At 63.1% G+C, this 18172-nt stretch carries 21 protein-coding genes and 1 tRNA gene; 7 read left to right on the top strand and 15 right to left on the bottom strand.

Translation table 11 applies throughout. The features are described 5' to 3' along the window. Positions 1 to 132 precede the first annotated feature (132 nt). The gene (locus CK215_RS01945) at positions 133 to 1938 is read left to right on the top strand and encodes an ABC transporter ATP-binding protein (protein ID WP_095829940.1); all 1806 of its coding nucleotides are present in this window, start codon (positions 133 to 135) and stop codon (positions 1936 to 1938) included. Positions 1939 to 1989: 51 nt separating this feature from the next. Here the strand turns inward: CK215_RS01945 and CK215_RS01950 are convergent, their stop codons facing one another. From CK215_RS01950 to CK215_RS01970, 5 genes are all read right to left on the bottom strand, one after another. Next, positions 1990 to 2301: a PilZ domain-containing protein gene (locus CK215_RS01950; RefSeq protein ID WP_066998925.1), complete on the bottom strand. Its 312-nt coding sequence runs from the start codon at positions 2299 to 2301 to the stop codon at positions 1990 to 1992. 115 nt (positions 2302 to 2416) lie between these two features. Beyond that, positions 2417 to 2905, bottom strand: coding sequence for an NUDIX hydrolase (locus CK215_RS01955; protein WP_095829941.1), 489 nt, complete (start codon positions 2903 to 2905; stop codon positions 2417 to 2419). 218 nt (positions 2906 to 3123) lie between these two features. Beyond that, a complete protein-coding gene (gene gpt, locus CK215_RS01960) occupies positions 3124 to 3624 on the bottom strand; it encodes a xanthine phosphoribosyltransferase (RefSeq protein WP_066998919.1) in 501 nt (166 codons plus the stop codon). Positions 3625 to 3821: 197 nt separating this feature from the next. Further along, a complete protein-coding gene (locus tag CK215_RS01965; RefSeq protein ID WP_095829942.1) occupies positions 3822 to 4655 on the bottom strand; it encodes a universal stress protein in 834 nt (277 codons plus the stop codon). A 103-nt stretch (positions 4656 to 4758) separates the two neighbouring features. Further along, positions 4759 to 5499: a competence/damage-inducible protein A gene (locus CK215_RS01970; RefSeq protein WP_095829943.1), complete on the bottom strand. Its 741-nt coding sequence runs from the start codon at positions 5497 to 5499 to the stop codon at positions 4759 to 4761. 127 nt (positions 5500 to 5626) lie between these two features. On the opposite strand from CK215_RS01970, the gene CK215_RS01975 reads away from it, so the two are divergent. Next, positions 5627 to 6595, top strand: a complete 969-nt coding sequence (locus CK215_RS01975) for an alpha/beta fold hydrolase (protein WP_095829944.1) — start codon at positions 5627 to 5629, stop codon at positions 6593 to 6595. A gap of 190 nt (positions 6596 to 6785) precedes the next feature. After that, on the top strand, positions 6786 to 7067 hold the full coding sequence (locus CK215_RS01980) for a hypothetical protein (RefSeq protein ID WP_095779290.1): 282 nt from the start codon (positions 6786 to 6788) through the stop codon (positions 7065 to 7067). A 70-nt stretch (positions 7068 to 7137) separates the two neighbouring features. Here CK215_RS01980 and CK215_RS01985 read toward each other — a convergent pair whose 3' ends face one another. The 3 genes from CK215_RS01985 to CK215_RS01995 form a co-directional block, all read right to left on the bottom strand. Further along, the gene (locus CK215_RS01985) at positions 7138 to 7377 is read right to left on the bottom strand and encodes a DUF2188 domain-containing protein (protein ID WP_067328195.1); all 240 of its coding nucleotides are present in this window, start codon (positions 7375 to 7377) and stop codon (positions 7138 to 7140) included. A 33-nt stretch (positions 7378 to 7410) separates the two neighbouring features. After that, a complete protein-coding gene (locus CK215_RS01990; RefSeq protein ID WP_095829945.1) occupies positions 7411 to 7689 on the bottom strand; it encodes a DUF982 domain-containing protein in 279 nt (92 codons plus the stop codon). 90 nt (positions 7690 to 7779) lie between these two features. Continuing rightward, positions 7780 to 8883, bottom strand: a complete 1104-nt coding sequence (locus CK215_RS01995) for an NADH:flavin oxidoreductase/NADH oxidase (RefSeq protein ID WP_095829946.1) — start codon at positions 8881 to 8883, stop codon at positions 7780 to 7782. 153 nt (positions 8884 to 9036) lie between these two features. Between CK215_RS01995 and CK215_RS02000 the strand changes: the two genes are divergently transcribed. Then, positions 9037 to 9615 (top strand): NUDIX domain-containing protein, encoded by a 579-nt coding sequence (locus tag CK215_RS02000; protein ID WP_095830164.1) that lies wholly within the window; start codon positions 9037 to 9039, stop codon positions 9613 to 9615. 100 nt (positions 9616 to 9715) lie between these two features. Here CK215_RS02000 and CK215_RS02005 read toward each other — a convergent pair. The 4 genes from CK215_RS02005 to CK215_RS02020 form a co-directional block, all read right to left on the bottom strand. After that, positions 9716 to 9804, bottom strand: a tRNA-Leu gene (locus CK215_RS02005). Between the two features lie 117 nt (positions 9805 to 9921). After that, positions 9922 to 10146, bottom strand: a complete 225-nt coding sequence (locus tag CK215_RS02010; protein WP_066998897.1) for a hypothetical protein — start codon at positions 10144 to 10146, stop codon at positions 9922 to 9924. A gap of 194 nt (positions 10147 to 10340) precedes the next feature. Continuing rightward, entirely contained in the window at positions 10341 to 11009 is a 669-nt protein-coding gene (locus tag CK215_RS02015) for an outer membrane protein (RefSeq protein ID WP_066998895.1), read from the bottom strand. Between the two features lie 90 nt (positions 11010 to 11099). Beyond that, entirely contained in the window at positions 11100 to 11312 is a 213-nt protein-coding gene (locus CK215_RS02020) for a hypothetical protein (protein ID WP_066998892.1), read from the bottom strand. Between the two features lie 165 nt (positions 11313 to 11477). On the opposite strand from CK215_RS02020, the gene ade reads away from it, so the two are divergent. Next, on the top strand, positions 11478 to 13289 hold the full coding sequence (gene ade / locus CK215_RS02025; RefSeq protein ID WP_095830165.1) for an adenine deaminase: 1812 nt from the start codon (positions 11478 to 11480) through the stop codon (positions 13287 to 13289). Between the two features lie 54 nt (positions 13290 to 13343). Here the strand turns inward: ade and CK215_RS02030 are convergent, their stop codons facing one another. Next, entirely contained in the window at positions 13344 to 14507 is a 1164-nt protein-coding gene (locus tag CK215_RS02030; protein ID WP_095829947.1) for an alpha/beta hydrolase, read from the bottom strand. A gap of 106 nt (positions 14508 to 14613) precedes the next feature. Next, positions 14614 to 15723 carry an alpha/beta hydrolase gene (locus CK215_RS02035; RefSeq protein ID WP_164747326.1) on the bottom strand — a complete coding sequence of 370 codons (1110 nt, stop codon included), beginning with the start codon at positions 15721 to 15723 and terminating at the stop codon, positions 14614 to 14616. 215 nt (positions 15724 to 15938) lie between these two features. Here CK215_RS02035 and ilvA point away from each other — a divergent pair, with 215 nt between their 5' ends. Then, on the top strand, positions 15939 to 17195 hold the full coding sequence (gene ilvA, locus CK215_RS02040; RefSeq protein ID WP_095829948.1) for a threonine ammonia-lyase IlvA: 1257 nt from the start codon (positions 15939 to 15941) through the stop codon (positions 17193 to 17195). Beyond that, positions 17192 to 17764 (top strand): DUF1697 domain-containing protein, encoded by a 573-nt coding sequence (locus CK215_RS02045; protein WP_066998876.1) that lies wholly within the window; start codon positions 17192 to 17194, stop codon positions 17762 to 17764. Before ilvA ends, CK215_RS02045 begins: the two co-directional genes overlap by 4 nt. A 12-nt stretch (positions 17765 to 17776) precedes the next feature. On the opposite strand, the gene CK215_RS02050 is transcribed toward CK215_RS02045, so the two are convergent. Then, complete coding sequence (locus CK215_RS02050; protein ID WP_067328442.1) at positions 17777 to 18064, bottom strand: DUF2218 domain-containing protein; 288 nt, start codon at positions 18062 to 18064, stop codon at positions 17777 to 17779. Positions 18065 to 18172 lie beyond the last annotated feature (108 nt).

Consider the following 18172-nt stretch of genomic DNA (forward strand, 5'->3'; position numbering starts at 1 on the left):
CTGCCGGTCGCCACCGAGGGCGCGCGACCAGCCATACTGAACCTCCCCGTTTTAAGGGCGCCATAAGGCGCCGGCGCGGGTTTTCCAATTTGATTTTAGCGGGACCGGGCCTCTCTGCGCCCGGATGACATCATGGCTCGTTTCAGAATAGATCTGCGCGCCAGCGCCTTTCGCAGCGTGCTCGGCTTCACGCTCGGCCACTGGCGCCGCCAGCCGTGGCGCCTGTCGCTCATCATGGGCGCATTCCTGCTCTCGACGCTGGCCGACGTGCTGACGCCGCTCTATTCCGGCCGGCTGGTCGACGCGGTCGCCAGCAGCGCCGGCGCCGACGAGGTTGCGTGGCACGCCGCAATGACGGCGTTCTCCATCCTCATGGCGCTGGCGTTGGCGGCTGTGGTGCTGCGCAACGCCGCCTTCATGGGGATTGTCGAACTGACGTTGAAGATGATGTCGGACATCGCCGCCGACGCGTTCCACCGCGTCCAGCGCTTCTCGACGGACTGGCACGCCAACAGCTTCGCCGGCTCGACGGTGCGCAAGATAACGCGTGGCATGTGGGCGCTCGACCTGCTCAACGACACGATCCTGATCGCGCTGCTGCCGTCGTTCGTCATGCTGGTCGGCTCGACGCTGCTGCTCGGCTGGTTCTGGCCGATGATGGGGTTGGTGGTCGCGATCGGCTCGGTGCTGTTCATCGCCGTCACCGCCATGCTGTCGCTTGGCTACGTCGCGCCGGCGGCACGCCTCGCCAACAGCTGGGATACACGCCTCGGCGGCGCGCTGGCCGACGCGGTGAGCTGCAATGCCGTGGTCAAGGGTTTTGGCGCCGAGGCGCGCGAGGAAGCGCGGCTTGCCCGCGTGGTCGCCAAATGGCGTCTGCGAACGGGCCGTACCTGGGTGCGCGGCACGTTCAACGGCACCGCGCAAGGCACGATGCTGCTCTTGATGAGGGCGGCCGTGATCGGCCTTGCGCTCATGCTTTGGGCGTGGGGCGAGGCGAGTGCCGGCGACATCGCCTTCGTTCTGACGTCGTTCTTTGTCCTGCAGGGCTATCTGCGCGATATCGGCACGCATATCCGCAACCTGCAGCGCTCGATCAACGACATGGAGGAATTGGTCGACTTCCAGTCTGAACCGCTCGGCATCGAGGACCGGCCCGGTGCCGCTCCGATCCGGATCACCGACGGCCGTATTGCGTTCGACAACGTAACGTTCCATTACGGCAATCACCGGCTGCCGCTCTATCGCGACTTCTCGGTCGAGATCGCCGCGGGTGAACGCGTCGGGCTGGTCGGTCATTCGGGATCGGGCAAGACGACCTTCGTCAAGCTGATCCAGCGCCTCTATGACGTGAACGGGGGCCGGATCCTGATCGACGGCCAGGACGTCTCGAAGGTTGCGCAATCATCGTTGCGCAGCCAGATCGCCATCGTGCAGCAGGAGCCGATCCTGTTTCACCGGTCGCTGGCCGAGAACATCGCCTATGCCAGGCCGGGCGCAACGCAGGCCGAGATCGAGCATGCCGCGAAGCTCGCCAGCGCGCACGACTTCATTGCCGATCTGCCCAAGGGTTACGGAACCCTGGTCGGCGAGCGCGGCGTGAAACTGTCGGGCGGCGAGCGCCAGCGCGTGGCGATCGCGCGCGCCTTCCTGGCCGATGCGCGCATCCTGATCCTGGACGAGGCGACATCGAGCCTGGATTCCGAATCGGAGATGCTCATCCAGAAGGCGATGGAGCGGCTGATGGTCGGGCGCACGACATTGGTCATCGCACACCGGCTTTCGACCGTGCGGGCACTCGACCGGCTGCTGGTTTTCGACCGCGGCCGCATCATCGAGGAAGGCTCGCATGACGAGCTTATCCGGCTGAACGGTGGTATCTACCGTCGGCTGTTCGAGCGCCAGGCGCTCGAACTCACCAAAGGCCTGGTCGCCTGAGGAAAGGCCTCCGGCTTCGGCCGGGTGCCTTCCCGCCTTGCGGACCGACCGTCAGCCGTAGTGCAACTTGGGCTTGGCCTCGGTACCGGTGAACTTGACGCCCACGCGGTCGTTGCGTCGCCAGCGGACTTCCGCGCGATAAGCCACGCCATCGAGCGGGACGTAGAGCAGGAAACGATCGGGAACGCGTGATTCCGGTGCGACTTTCAGCTCGGCGCCACCGGCATTCTGATTGCGCAACGTGCAACTGACCTCGGAATTCTGGATACCGGTGATGATCGTCCCGCCCTTCAGCACGCGCTGGCGGTGCTCGCGCCGGTGTTCGCCGGAGTTTTCTTCAAGTGGTTGCGCGGAGTTCGTCATCGATCGACGCCATTAGCCGAATCGGCACTGCATTAACCACACAAAGCACCGATGTTCGCGCACCGCAACGTGCGGCATGCTCGTCGGGTCACATATGCGTTATTTGAGCGATGACTCAGGCGAATCTATGCGGATCGGCGCAGAAATAGGCAATGATCTGGCAAAGATCGGGCTCGTTGACCATGCCGGCGGCCTCGGCGGAGCCGACCCATTTGCGGGTGCGGGCGCGCTTTTCCTTCCAGCGGTCCGCGACGCGGTCGACCTTGAGCGGGAACACCAGGACCTCGCAAGGCACCTCCTCGCCGGATGCCAGGACCTTGCCGTAGAAATAGCGGCCGGCTTCGAGATGCGAGACCGTGCCGTGCAACCCCGCTTCCTCGCCCGCTTCGCGCGCGGCAGCTACGCAAAGCGGCTCCCTGGCTTCCGGCCAGCCTTTCGGCAGCACCCAGCGCCCGGTATCGCGGCTGGTGATCAGCATGATCTCGACGCCGTTTTCGTTCTCACGCCAAGGCAGGGCTGCAACCTGCAGGCGGCAGGGCACTGAGCCGAAGAGTCGTCGGACTCTTTCGGCAATCTGGTTGTGCGTCGTTGGCCTCGTCAACATCGTAGAAGCTGCCCCGAGCCTCTAGAATCATTTGCCATCAAACGAATCTTACGACGGATTGTGGACGATAAAAGTAAAAAACTTCACTCGGGTGTTAACCCGGACAGGGCAGGCAATTGCGAAATCATCGCCCCCGAGAGCCTTCTCCCCGAGAGCCTTCTCTATGCAGCAAACAGTGATTTGGGCGGGCGCTGGATGGAAACAGCGGCTTCCAACGATCAGCCGGCGTGATCGTCGGCAATGGGCTTCTGATAGGTGAAGCCCATGTCCCACGGGAAGTAGATCCAGGTGTCCTGGCTGACCTCGGTGACGAATGTATCGACCAGAGGCCTGCCCTTCGGCTTGGCATAGACGGTGGCGAAATGCGCCTTCGGCATCATGGCGCGCACGATGCCGGCCGTCTTGCCGGTATCGGTGAGGTCGTCGATGATGAGCACGCCCGCGCCGTCATCGGCAAGAAGCGAAGGCGAGATCTCCTTCAGCACCTGCAACTGACCCTGGCTGGTGTAGTCGTGATAGGAGGCGACGCAGACCGTTTCGATGACGCGGATGCCAAGCTCGCGCGAAATGATCGCGGCGGGCACCAGGCCTCCTCGGGTGATGCAGACGATCGCCTTCCACTGGCCTTTGTTGGTGCCGGAAAGCCGCCAGGCGAGCGCGCGGGCATCGCGGTGGAACTGGTCCCAGGAGACCGGAAAGGCTTTTTCGGGAAGGGACATGGTTCGTGCACTCCGCAAGCGCGCGCCGCAGCGCGCAGATACGATGGAATGCAGCCGGAATTAGCCGGAAAGCGCCAGCCTTGGCAAGGTGGTAGCCAAGGATGGCTGTGTACTTCTATCGCGCTGTTCAGGCGACGCGGTGCAAGTTCCCTGTTTGATACATGTCCCGAACCCGATTCCACTTCGCGGAGAAAGGCTTATCTCGACAGGAAGGCTGCCACGTTTGCCGTGCGCAGCACGGTGCGGGTGACGCCGCCGAACAGGAGCTGTCGCAGCCAGGAGTGGCTGTAGGCGCCGAGCACCAGCAGATCGGCGCCGGATTCGGCGATCCTCTCCTGGATGATGTCGTCGACCGAGCTTGCCCCCGATTTCTGCACCGAAACGCTGACATTGGCGCCGTGGCGTGACAAGGCAGCCGCGATCTCGGCGCCCGCCGCCTCGGGAGCCTCGTCGAGCGTTTCCGGCGGATCGATGACGAGAATGTCGGTTTTGTCCGCCTCGCTGATGAAGGGCAGGGCATCGAATGCTGCACGAGCCGCCTCCTTACTGCCGTTCCAGGCCAGCAGCACACGCCTGAAGGTGGTGACGAGCGGCCCGGCATGCGGAACGACAAGCACCGGCCGGCCGGCATCGTAGACCAGCGTATCGACATCGGCGCCCGGATCGCCCCCGGTGTCGCGCTGCGCGGCGATAATCAGGTCAGCCGCCCGCACGCTCGAAATGCCGGTCAGCGCGCTGTCGCCGGAGAAGCTTTCGAGGCTCCGCCAGTCGAAGGACAGGTCGGAATCCTCGACGCGCCTGAGAAAGACCGCCTGCAGCTTCTCGGCGCGCTCCTTGTTCATCTCGGCCGAGACCTGCAGGAATTCGGTGTCGGGGAAACCGGTTGCCGACGTATAGGGGACGGGAAGCGCTTCGGCGTGGATGCCGACGAGGTGGCTTTCGAACCGCTCGGCAAGCGGGATGGCGCAATCGAGCACGCGCTCGGCGTCTTGTTCGTTCTGCAGAATGGCGACGATCGTCTTGAAGCGCATGGCAGATCCCTCAAATTTATCGGCGCAAGATCGCCACCGGCATCAATGGCCGCAACGAAAGTGCCGTGCCAGAAACGTCGGCGCGCGCCTTCTGGTTCCGGGGTCAGCTCGCGGCCGACAGGCCCGCCACCATGGCCGCAACGTCTTGGCGCGCGGCCTCGAGAGCCGCTTCGTCGCGGGCACGTACCACGAGCTCGGTCCAGAATTTGCCCTCGCCATATTTCGGGTAGGAGCCGATAATGGTGTCGGGATGCGCCTTTTGGATGTCGGCCAGCGGTCCGCCGATCAGGCCTTCGCCGAACGGGCAGTGCACGGTTGCCGACAGCATCTTGATGCCGGTCTTCAGCGTCGGCACGACATTGTCGAGCATCGCCTGGAAGATCGACGGCACACCGGCCATCACGTGAACGTTGCCGATACGGAAGCCTGGCGCGATCGACACCGGATTATCGATGTGGTCGGCGCCGCGCGGCATGCGCGCCATGCGCTTGCGCGCCTCGGTGAATTCGATACCGCGCTCGGCATAGCTTGCCTCCAACATGGCGTAAGCCCTGGCATCGTATTCGCAAGGCACGCCGAAGGCCTTGGCTATCGAATCGGCGGTGATGTCGTCATGCGTGGGGCCGATGCCGCCGGTGGTGAAGACATAAGTATAGCGGGCGCGCAGCGCGTTGGCGGCGGCGACAATCTCGTCCTCCTCGTCGGGAACGATGCGCACTTCCTTCAGGTCGATGCCGATCGCGCTCATGATATCGGCGAGATGGCCGATATTCTTGTCCTTGGTCCTGCCGGAGAGGATCTCGTCGCCAATGACGAGCATGGCGGCTGTGACGATTTCGGGCATGGCTCACTCCGGCTGCAGGTGGCCTGAAATAACGCGGCGGACAGCCGGCCGCAATGCGCACGCGAGGCGGGGCTCTTGTGGCAGACACGGTTGCGAGTAAGGTGCGTCGGTACGGCTCGGGTGCAAGATGCTGATATCGATTTTGCCGTGGCTAATCGGTGGCCTGCTCGTTGCGGCGGCCGCCGTCGTGCTCGGCTTCATGCTCGCAACATGGTGGATCGCGACCAAGGCCGAGAGCCTGGTACCGGCGTGCGGCAAGTTCATCGAGATCGGCGGCAGCCGCATCCACTATGTCGAAGCAGGCGAGGGCAGGCCGATCGTGTTCCTGCACGGGCTAGGCGCGCAACTCCACCATTTCCGGCACACGTTGTTCGGCCGCTTCCGCGCCGGCTACCGGCTGATCGCTCTCGACCGGCCGGGCTCGGGATACTCGGTGCGGGCGGGCGGGGCGAGCGGCCGTCTGCCCGAACAGGCGGAAGTGGTGCGGCGCTTCATCGAGGAGCTTGGGCTCGAACGGCCTTTGATCGTCGGTCATTCGCTGGGCGGCGCCATCGCGCTTGCACTTGCGATCGAGCATCCGACGGCGATTTCCGGCATCGCGCTCATCGCGCCGCTGACGCATCTGGAGGCGAGGGTGCGCCAGAAATTCGACCTGCTCTATGTCCCCTCGCGCCTGAAGCGCTGGATCTTGGCCCATACTTTAGCGATACCGTACAGCCTGAAATATGCGGAGCCGACGATGAAGTTCATCTTTGCGCCGCAAGCCGTGCCGGGGGACTACATGATCGCCGGAGGTGGTTGGCTCGGGTTGCGGCCCGCCCATTTCCAGGCGACCTCCACCGATATCGTGGCGGTGGAAGAGGATCTCGGCCGCCTCGAACAGCGCTATGGCGAGATCCTGATGCCGGCCGGCATTCTGTTCGGCGCGGATGACCGCGTGATCGGCATCGCGGCTCATGGCGAACCGATGCCGGGCAGGATCAGAGAGCTCGATTTCGAACGCGTCCAAGGGCTCGGGCACATGCCGCAATTCGTGGAACCGGAACGCGTCGTAGCCTTCATCGAGCGCATCGCCGCGCGCGCATTCCCAGCGTGAGGATCCCGTTCGAGTCAAAGGCCGAGAGGGATCGCGTCCGTTCACGAACCGTCACACAAAAGTGTCGGACATTCTGCCTCACCTACACTTTCAACGGGAACTTCGGCTCCAACCCTCGGTTTTAAACCGTGTCGGCTGGCGAATTTCCGGCCAGCAAGAATGCGGCAAATCACCAGATGGAGTACCAATTATGCTTACGAAGATTTTTGCAGCCTCAGCGCTTGTCCTGGCCATGGGCACCTCGGCTATGGCACAATCGTCGGACGCTTGGTGGTGGTGGCATCGTGATCGCCCGGTCCATAGCGAGCAAGTGCCGGTTGATCCCTACACCACGGGCAGCATTTATTCCGATCGCGACGCCAGCGCGCTAAACAGCTTCGGCAACGGTGCCGTCGGCCCATGCGCCTCGGATACGGCCGGCCCCGACGCGAATGCCGGCCCGAACGTCAACGACCAGTATTGCGGCAAGTAGTCCGTTCGCCAGCGAGCGACCGACGTGAAGCTTTTACAGCGTCGGTCGCAGCAAGGTCGAGCGACGGAAATTAATCTGAGACTTCGGTCTGCGGCCGGTCGCGGCCATCGGCCAGTTCGTCATGCCAGACACCCTCGGAATCCTCATACTGGATGCCATCCGTGGTGCCGGCGACCTGCTGCTCGGCCGAAGCAATTTCAGCCGCGCGCAGCGCGTCCTGGCGGGTGGGAAATGTTTCTGAAAAAGTCGAGCCGACCATGTAGGCCCAGCCGCCGTCATGCTCGACGATCTTGTAAGTCAGTTTCGCCATGGAATCCTCCGGGTCGAGAAGCCCTTTGCCTGCTCAATGCAGCTTTCCATCGGACAGCCTTTCTTCGGGAACCAGCACTTCAGATTCCTCGGCTGCCTCGATCAGCGCGCGGCGCGCGTCCGCCGTCGAACGATACCCCTCCAGCGCTTTCAGGCAAGTATCGAGAGCATCACGATGCCGCTGGCCGCGATTGAGCGGCCACACGGTCATCAGGCACTCGGCCGCTTCGCGGGTGCTGCTTATTTGGTGATATTTGCCGACATGGCCGAGTTCGACCACCACCGGCTTCTCAAATGGCTTGCTGTCTGTCATGGCCGCCAACGTAAAACGGCCAATTTGGTTGCAATGGTGGCGGATGGCTGCGCCCAAAGGTCTCAGCCCATCGTCACCTGTGCAAGCCGTTCAGCCGGCCGCTTTCATCCAGTGCTGCATCGTCGTGACCGAGCGCGCCAACTGCAGCGCCGGGCGGATTTCCTCGCCGAACGTCGCCGCCGCGCGCCAGCCCCAGCGCGGATCGGCAAGGAAGGCGCGCGCCAGAGCCACCATGTCGGCGCGGCCGTCGGCCACGATCGCCTCGGCCTGCTGCGGATCGTCGATCAGACCGACGGCGCGCGTCGGAATGCCGGCGCCCTTGCGCACAGCCTCGGCCAGATGCACCTGGTAGCCGGGGCCGCTGGGCAGCTTCTGCAACGGCGAATTGCCGCCGCTGGAACAGCACAGATAGGCGACGCCTTCCGCCTTCAGCGCCTTGGCCACTTCGATCGCCTCTTCGATCTCGAAGCCGCCGTCGACCCATTCCTTCACCGAAAGGCGCGCTCCCAGCATCAGGCCCGGCGCGGCCTTCTTGACCGCTCTGGCGATCTCGACGGCGAAGCGCATGCGGTTTTCCAGCGGGCCACCCCAGCGGTCGGTGCGCTGGTTGGAAAGCGGCGACAGGAACTGGAAGATCAGATAGCCGTGAGCGGCGTGCAGCTCGATGAAGTCGAAGCCGGCGCGCTCGGCCCGCTTGGCCGCATCGGCAAAATGTTGGATGACGTGCCGGATCTCTTCCTCGTCCAATGCGTGCGGTATATTCCACCCGGTGTCATAGGCGATGGCCGAAGCCGAAACGGTCTGCCAGGGATCCTCGCCCAGTTGCAGGGGCCCGCCGCCTTCCCAAGGCCTTCTGTTGGATGCCTTGCGGCCGGCATGGGCGAGCTGGACGCCGAATTTGGTGCCGGGCGCGGCGACGCGCCTGGCGGCATCGAGCGTGCGCTTGGCCGCCGCCTCGTTGCCGTCCGAGTAGAGGCCAAGGCAGCCATGCGAGATGCGGCCGCGCCGCTCGACGTCGGTCATCTCGACGGTCACCATGCCGGCGCCGGACATGGCCAGGTTCATCCAGTGATGCAGATGCCAGTCGCTGGCGGAACCGTCCTCGGCCGAATACTGGCACATCGGCGCTACCGCAATACGGTTTGGAAAGGTCAGGCCGCCGAGGGTGATCGGCTGGAAAAGCGATGATGTCATGGAAACGGCTCCTGGGAGAGATATCGCTATCTAGGCAGCCGCGGCACTTCGCGCCAGACAACAGCCGGTGAAAGTCACGCTGGACCAGTCGGTTTCCAGGATTGCGCCCGCGCCTGTTCGCCGATAACGCTTGCCGACAGCATGGAGCCCATCATGGAAGATCGCGTCCGCATCCAGTCTGAAGAAATCCTGTCCGACGATTGGGCGGTGCTCAAGAAGACGGTGCTCGACTATCGCCGCCGCGATGGGCGCTGGGAGACGCAGATCCGCCAGACCTACGATCGCGGCGACGGCGCGGTGATCCTGCCTTTCGATCCGCAGCGCTCGACGGTGCTGCTGGTGCGGCAGTTCCGCTATCCGGCCTATGTCACTGGCCATCGCGAGCCGCTGATCGAGGCCTGTGCCGGTCTGCTCGACGAAAACGATCCGGAAACCTGCATCCGCAAGGAAGCGGAAGAGGAGCTCGGCTATCATTTGAAGAACGTTGAGCGGCTGTTCGCGCCCTATATGAGCCCCGGCAGCGTGACGGAACGGCTCTGGTTCTTTACCGCGCGCTATTCGCCGGCCGACCGTATTTCCGACGGCGGCGGAGCTCCGGAAGAGGGCGAAGACATCGAGGTGCTGGAAATGCCGCTCGACGACGCTCTGGCCGGCATCGCCGACGGCCGTATCGTCGACGCCAAGACCATCATTTTGATCCAGCACCTGAAGCTCAATCCGATCAGGGGTTGAGTGGCCTGCCACCCGAAGCGAGGAGCGAAGGGTGGTGCGGACGACGGGAATCGAACCCGTACGATCAGAGATCGAGGGATTTTAAGTCCCTTTGACGAGTTGGTGTGGGCGACGGGATTTGAACCCGTAAGTGCTTGAAACACCGGCAGATTTTAAGTCTGCTGCGTATACCAGTTCCGCCACGCCCACTCCCACATGGTGGGGTTTTACCACCGATCTCCCACGAAAAATCCCACACGATTGCCAGAGTTCATGTGTGGCTCGCGGCGCACCGATTAGCACTAGGGTAAGTGAAGCGCTAGCTACTTACCCTGGGAGCCGTTCGGTCGGTGTTATCACTTTAGCAACCACGGCCTCGTGAAAGAACACCGCCGCGCCGGCAAGGGCGACGGTCACAAATAGCAGCATATAGGCTCGAGCGATCTTCGGTTCCGATGCGCGCCGCCACTTCTTCCCGTCGAACAGGTCGTAGCGTTCCACTAGGAAGATCGCCAAACCGAGTGAGACAACCACCGCTACCATCATTATCATTATGGGATTCCTCAGCGCTTAGAGGCGCAGCCACGTGGGCGTTTGTTGAGGCGTACCTTGTGCAAGGACCATTGTGGAGCGGCTGGGTTAGCACGCGCGCTGACATGCTCGACAAATCCCTTTGGCATGAAGTTCCGCCAATCGGGATTTTCCTTGAAGGATGCGGTTGGATTTTCCGCGTTCTGCTCCGCAAATCAGAATTTGTAGCTGAAGTTTACGCCCAGGGTATGGAGCTTCAGGTCCTGATCACGATCGGAGAAGTCGTCCGGGACGTCGAAATGCTCCTTGCCGAAATCGTAGTAACGGTATTGGGCGCCGACGACGATGTTGCTGCTCAGCGCATAGTCGACCCCGGCACCGATCGTCCAACCGGTGCCGGTGCGTGTCCTGGCGAAGCCGCTGCCGCCGACATCTTGCGAGGTCTCGATACCGGCGAAGGCGACGCCCCCGACGCCATAGATCAGCCAGCGATCGACCGCCAAGCCGGCTTCGGCATTGATCGATCCCAGCCATTTGACCTCGGTGCCGACGGCATTGCCAGGGTCGAGCAAGGCCGAACCGTCGATCGAGGCATAGTTGAGCTCAGCGCGCGCGCCGATCACCGCCTGATTGAACTGCCAGAGGCCGGCGACATGGCCGCCGACGAAGCCGCCGTCGACATCGGGAGAAGCGGCGAACGGCTCGCCTTCCGTGCCGGAGATGTCAGATGAGCCCCAGCCATAGCCGGCCTGCAGGCCGGCATAATAGCCTGTCCAGTCGAAGCCCGGCGCAGTCATGGGCAAGTCGGCGATCGCGTCCGCGGCCAAGGCCGGCCCGGACAACAGGGCGAAAAAGCCGGCACTGGCAAGTGTCAGGCGACCCATCGAGCGCTCCGAAATGGCGGTTTCGAAAACTTCTCGGTGCAACCTAGCGTTATTCGCCCGAAAACGGAATTGTATTCCTGCAACAGTGGTTTACTTCGGCGGATTGCGCACGCGATCTTCCAGGTCACGCTGTTTCTCGTCGGACTTGGCCATTCGTGTGAAAGCATATTCGGCTAGTGACGAGCCGGCGATGAAGATGGCGATTGGGGCGGCCCATGCCCAGAATGAATGCAAGGTGAAGAAGGCCAGGCCGGCGCAACATGCCGACAGCATGAAGATTGCGAACCGGATCGTTTTTGCCATCTCTTCTGCAACCCGAATAGCCGGAGATCCAGTCTAGGCGAGATTTCGCCCTGCTGCGGGAGAGAATCTGTCGGGGAACCAGATTCCTGCCTTAAGAACAAAGCAGTTTTGCCAACTGGTCAAAACCGCGCCAGCTTGGCACAGTCGGGCAAACAGGAGTTCTTCATGGCGAGCCGCACCAATCCGACGAAACCCAAACCCTGGACCGACGTGGCGACCCATCTGGTCGACGTGGCGATGGGGCGCCGGCCTGCCGATCTCGTGATCCGCAACGGGCGCTGGCTGAATGTCCATTCGGGCGAGATCATTCCGGGCACCGACATCGCCGTCGCCGCCGGACGCTTCGCCTATTGTGGGCCGAATGCCGGTCACACGATCGGGCAGGGGACCAAGGTGGTCGATGCGGGCGGTCGCTATCTGGTGCCCGGCCTCTGCGATGCGCACATGCACGTCGAAAGCGGCATGGTCACGGTGACGGAATTCTGCCGCGCCGTGATCCCGCACGGCACCACCTCGATGTTCATCGATCCGCACGAGATCGCCAATGTTCTGGGCCTGCCGGGCGTTCGGCTGATGCATGACGAGGCGGTCGCGATGCCGATCAACGTCCATGTGCAGATGCCGTCCTGCGTGCCTTCGGCGCCGGGCCTGGAGCATGCCGGCGCGGAGCTTACGGTCGCAGACGTCGCCGAGGCGATGACCTGGGAGAACATCATCGGCCTTGGCGAAGTGATGAATTTCCCGGGAGTCGCCGCCAACGATCCGGTAATGTCGGGCGAGATCGCCGAGACGGTGAAGGCCGGCAAAACCGTCGGCGGCCACTATGCCTCGCGCGATCTCGGGTTGCCGTTCCACGGCTATGTCGCCGGCGGCGCCGAGGATGACCACGAGGGCACGCGCGCCGAGGATGCGATCGCCCGCGTGCGCCAGGGCATGAAGGCGATGCTGAGGCTGGGGTCCGCCTGGTACGACGTCGCTGCGCAGATCAAGGCGGTCACCGAAGGCGGCATCGACCCGCGCAACTTCATCCTGTGCACCGACGACAGCCATTCCGGCACGCTGGTGCATGAGGGTCATATGGATCGGGTGGTGCGGCACGCCATCAGCCAGGGCCTGAAGCCGGTGACGGCGATCCAGATGGCGACGCTCAACACCGCCCAGCATTTCAGGCTGGAACGCGAGGTCGGTTCGATCGCGCCGGGGCGGCTGGCGGATCTTTTGATCGTCTCCAATCTTGCCCAAATGACGATAGACGAGGTCTATGGCCGCGGCGTCAGGCTGGCGAAAGCCGGCAAGCTCGAGATCGACATCCCGGCCTATGATTATCCCGGGACGGCGAAAAACACGGTCAAGCTCGGCAAAAGGCTCAAGGCCTCTGACTTTGACATCGCCGCGCCACAGGGTGCCAACGAGGTGCGGGCGCGGGTGATCGGCGTTATCGAGAACCAGGCGCCGACCAGAGCGCTCGAGGCCGACCTGCCCGTCGAGGACGGGCTGGTCGCCATGGATCGCCGCAACGACATTTGCCAGATCGCCCTGGTCGAACGCCACCGGGGCACGGGCGGCGTCACCAACGCCTTCGTGTCGGGCTTCGGCTATGTGGAAGACTGCGCGATGGCCTCGAGCGTGGCGCATGATGCGCACCACATCATCGCCGTCGGAACCAACAAGGAGGACATGGCTTTAGCCGTGAACCGACTGGGCGAGGTCGGCGGCGGCGTCGTGCTCTACTCCAAGGGCAAGGAACTGGCGCTGGTGGAAATGCCAATCGCAGGGCTGATGTCGGACGAGCGCGCCGAGATCGTCGCGGCCAAAGCCGAGCAGTTGACGGAAGCGATGCGCAAGGTCGGCTGTTCGCTCAACAATGCCTACATGCAGCATTCGCTGCTGGCGCTGGTCGTCATACCGGAACTCAGGATTTCCGATGTCGGCCTTGTCGACGTGACGTCGTTCCAGAAGGTCGATCTGTTCGTCTAGTCGATGTTCGGGTGAGGCCGGCCTGACCCGCACCTCGACACGCCTAACCGGTGCTCAGCCGCCGGTGGCGATCGTCAGCACCCTGAACGGCGTGGTGATGACCACCTCGGCGACCGAGCCGACCGCCTTGCCGAGACCCTGGCCGATATTGTTGAGCTGCGTTGGATCCGGCTCGTCGGAGGCAAGACCGGCAGGCGTGCGCAGTCGATTGCCGAGCAACTGCACCAGGATCGGATTGTCGGCGAATTTGGCATGGTTTAACCGGTCTCCGCCCTTGGTTTGGGTCAGATCGACCACCGTCACGCCGTAGTTGGCGAGATCTGCCGCGTTGTCGTAATCGCCGACGCGCGGCTTTTCGCCGGAAATGAAGCTGGACAGCTTCAGCGCCCGGTCGTCGCCCGAGAGAAGGATGGCGAAAGGCTTGTCGGGCTTGCCGTAGCGGATCATCTGCTTCTTGAAGACATCGACGTCGATGTCAGGCGAGGCGAGGATGACGTAGCCGAGCTTGCCGTTGAGATCGCGGTCGCCGGTGATGGCGAGCTGGCGCAAAGCTTCCATCGTCAGCCAGGTCCCCATCGAATGGGCAATGATGTCAATGCTTTTGGCGCGTGACTTGGCAAGCATCCTCAGTGTCGCTTCCAGGTCGTCGCGCGCGGCGGTGGAGCTGTCCTTGTCATAAATGTAGCCGGTTGTCTTGCCGCTCGACGCCCACGAGAACAGCACCGGTGTGCCCGGATAATTCGTGTCGTGCGCGATCTGCGTCAGGCGGTAAACGCCATCGTCGAAGCCGTTGTTGAAGCCGTGCACGAAGACCAGGGCGCGGTCGCCGCGTATGGCAATATCTGTGCCGACCGCCTTCGCGAATTGCGAAGCGTCCCCATAGTGGACGACATCGGTGGCGGTGAACTGCCTGGCCGGAATGCTGTCGGCCGAACCCTTGGCGCGCTCGATCGCCCCAAGCTGGTGGATCCTTGGAACCGTGACGTCGACACGCGCGTAGCTGGTGGTCAGCGAACGGTCGCCGTCGAAAACCTGCCGCGGGTCCTTGGTCGCCTGCTGCCGGGTCGTGGCGACGAAGATCTCATGCTTGGCCGCAATTTCGGATGCAGGCGCGGTAACGGCCTTCCGATTGAGCAGGTCATGCGCGTTCTGCCCGGCGCAGCCCGTCAGGGCGAGCGTGAAGGCAAGGCCAAGGACGATCTTCCAACGCACGATCACCCGGGATCCCCCAAGGGCGGCAAACCTCTCGGGCTCCTTCGATAAAGCCAGCGAGCGGTCTGGTCCAGTTCAAAGTCCGTGCAGGGCGGCAACCGCGTGAACACGGTTATTGAGTGGCGAGCTGGCTGATCCGGTCGGTGACGTCGCGGTCGCTGGCAAAGCCGTCGTCCTGGCGCAGCCGCTGGCCGATCATCTTCACCAGCATCGGGTTGTCGGCGAATTTGGTGTGGTTAAAGCTGTCGTTGCCCTTCACCTTGGAGAGGTCGACCACCGTGACGCCGTAGGAGGCGAGGTCGGCCGCGTCCCTGTAGTCGCCGACGCGCGGCCGTGCACCGGCAATCAGGCCGGAGAGCCGGAGAGCGCGGTCGTCGTCCGACAGGAGCAGGATGAACGGCTTGTCGGGCTTGCCGTAGCGGCGCATCTGGCTCTTGAAGACATCGACGTCGATGTCGGGCGAGGCCAGGAGAACATCGCCGAGCTTGCCGCCGAGGTCGCGGTCACCGGTGATGGCGAGCTGTCGCAGTGTTTCCATCGTCACCCACGTCCCCATCGAATGGGCGACGATGTCGATGCGGCGCGCACCGGTCTGCGCCAGCATTCTCAGCGTCACTTCCAACTGGTCGCGGGCGGCGGCGGCACTTTCCTTGTCATAGACATAGTCGGTGGTCTTGGCGCCCGAAGCCCATGAAAAAAGCACCGGCGTGCCGGGATATCCGGAATCGTGAACGATCTGGGTCAGACGGTAGACGGCATCGTCGAAGCCGGTGTTGTAGCCGTGGACGAAGACCATGACGCGGCCGCCGCGGGCGTCGATGTCGGCATTGAGCGCGCTGGAGAATTTCGGCTGCGTGTCGTAGCCGACGACCTCGGAAGCCATGAAATATTTGGTCGGATCGTTCGACGTCCCGCGCGAGCGGCGCTCGATCTGACCAGTCTCATGAACCGGCGGGACGGTGACGTTGACGCGGGCGTAATTGAGCGTCGCCGAGCGCTCGCCGTCGAAAACCTTGTTCGGGTCGTCTGAGCGCTTGCGGGTGGTGGCGATGAAGATCGAATGGTTGCCGGCGATCTCGGTCGCCGTCGTCGGCACCACGACGCTGCCCAGGATTTCCTGTGACGGTCGTCCCGCGCAGCCTACAACCAGCAAGGCCAGGGCAATGATGCAAATCGTCTTCAAATGCACGTCGAAACTTCCATTCCGGCCGCAATTGGCCATCTGCCTCCGCGAAATCTCCCGGACAGGGGAAGTGCGGCGGAAGTAAGTCGTGTCCAGCGGAAATTTGATCGGCGGGTGCCAACCGCCTTGGCACTGTTGCGCGAAAACCAAAGTGGCCGCAGCAGGCCGGCGAGCGGCTGCATCGGTGGCCGCGAAAACCAAACTATGCAATAGGCTTGGGCTGCGAACCACATGGTCTCGGAGCCGGTTGCCTCATGAACAGTTTTTCTTCCCGCGTCGCAGGCGCCGCGGAGGCGATCCGCGGGATCTTTCCGGAAACGCCGCTGCAGGAGAACGACTATCTGTCGAAAAAGACCGGCGCCCGCGTCCTCCTGAAGCGCGAGGACCTGACGCCGGTCCGCTCCTACAAGATCAGGGGCGCCTTCAACTTCTTCCGCAAGGCGCTCGCCGCCGGCAACAATGCCGAGCTGTTCGTCTGCGCCTCGGCCGGCAACCACGCGCAGGGCTTTGCCTTCGTCTGCCGCCATTTCGGCAAAAAGGGCGTGGTGTTCATGCCCGTGACGACGCCGCAGCAAAAGATCGACAAGACGCGCCTTTTCGGCGGCGATTTCGTCGAGATCAGGCTGGTCGGCGACTTCTTCGACGATTGCTATCGCGCCGCCTTCGAGTTCACCGAAGCCGCCGGCGCGCATATGGTGCCGCCCTTCGACCACAAGGACATCATCGAGGGGCAGGCGACCGTTGCCTATGAGATCGCAGCCCAGATGCCGGGCGGACGCATGCCCGACATCGTCATGCTGCCTGTGGGCGGAGGCGGCCTGGCTGCAGGCGTCACCCACTATTTCGCCGACCAGCAGCGTGAATTGCACTTCGTATTCTGCGAGCCGGCGGGCGCGCCTAGCCTTAGCGAGAGTCTCGCCGGCGGCAAGCGGATCAAGCTCGCCAAGGTCGACAACTTCGTCGATGGGGCGGCGGTGGCTGAAATCGGCCGCGAGCCGCTGCGCCATCTCAAGGAATTCACCGCCGACGCGGTGCGCCTTGTCCCGGAAAACCGGCTTTGCGTGACGATGATCGAGATGCTCAATGTCGAGGGCGTGGTGCTGGAGCCAGCCGGCGCATTGGCGATCGACGCGCTCAAGGATTTTTCCCGCAAGGAGATGAGGGGCAAGACCATCGTCGCGATCGTCTCGGGCGGCAATTTCGATTTCGAGCGCCTGCCGGACGTCAAGGAACGAGCGCTGCGTTTCGAAGGGCTGAAGAAGTACTTCATCATCCGCTTCCCGCAGCGGCCGGGCGCATTGCGCGATTTCCTCGAAATGCTCGGCCCGGACGACGACATCACGCGCTTCGAGTATCTCAAGAAGTCGGCGCGCAATTTCGGCTCTGTGCTGATCGGCATCGAGACCAAGGACCGGCGCAATTTCGATCTGCTGAAGGCCAATTTCGACGCCGAGGGCGTGCAGTATCAGGACATCACCGACAACGAGACGCTCGCGGGGTTCATCATATGAGCGGGCCAAAAACGGGCGACAAAGGAACGGTGTTCGTAGCCCTGTTTTCCGGCATCAATGTCGGTGGCAACCGCATCGTCAAGATGGCGGAGCTGAGGTCGTTCTTCGAAGACCTCGGCTTCACAGACGTATCGACCTACGTGCAAAGCGGCAACGTCGTGTTTCGTGCCAACAACAGCGACGCTGCGGCGCTGACCAAAGCACTCGAAGCGGCCTTCGAGAAGAAATGGGGGTTCAATTCCCGCATCATGGTGCGCAATGCCGGCTGGTTCGAGCGCCTGGTGAAGGACAATCCCTATCCGGAGGTTGCGGGCGAGCCTACCAAGCTGCATGCCTATGCGCTGGAGCGAGAGCCGACCGCGGAAGAGGCGAAGCGGCTGGCGGAAAAGTGTGCCGGCCCAGAGCGCTTCGAGATCAAAGGCGACGTGCTTTACCTGCATGCGCCGGAAGGGCTTGGCAAATCGGTGTTTGCCAACCTTATTGGGCGAACGCTCAAGGTGCCGGGCACGGCGCGGAACTGGCGCAGCGTGCTTGCGCTGCTCGAAATGGCTAGCAAGGCCGCCGGCTGACGCTCAATTCTTTCAGGCAGCCTTCTGCCAGTCGAAGGTCAGCTCCTCGCGGAAGGCGAAGCGCTTGATGTGGTCGGCGACCACGGTTTCCAGCCGCTCGAGCGAGGCGGCGTCGTCAGCGGCGACCGCGATGTGGAGAGCCTTGTCGTCTGCATCCATCACGGTGCGGCCGAGCGAGAGCTGGATGGCGCCGTGATGCGGGTCGAATTCGACCGGGAACTTGTGCGCCCAGTGCTTGCAGAGCTGCTGCAGATAGCGGCTGGCGTTTTCAGTGGCGACGTCGGCGCGGCTGGTCGGCATGAAATTCTCCCGGCGGATCAAGAAAAGCGCCAGCCTGATCTGGCTGGCGCCACAAGCGCTTAGATAGGCGCGATCCGGCAAAACGCCATAGACCGGCCGGTCAAATCC

Origin of the sequence: Mesorhizobium sp. WSM3864, assembly GCF_002294955.1 — a bacterium.
GTDB lineage: Bacteria > Pseudomonadota > Alphaproteobacteria > Rhizobiales > Rhizobiaceae > Mesorhizobium.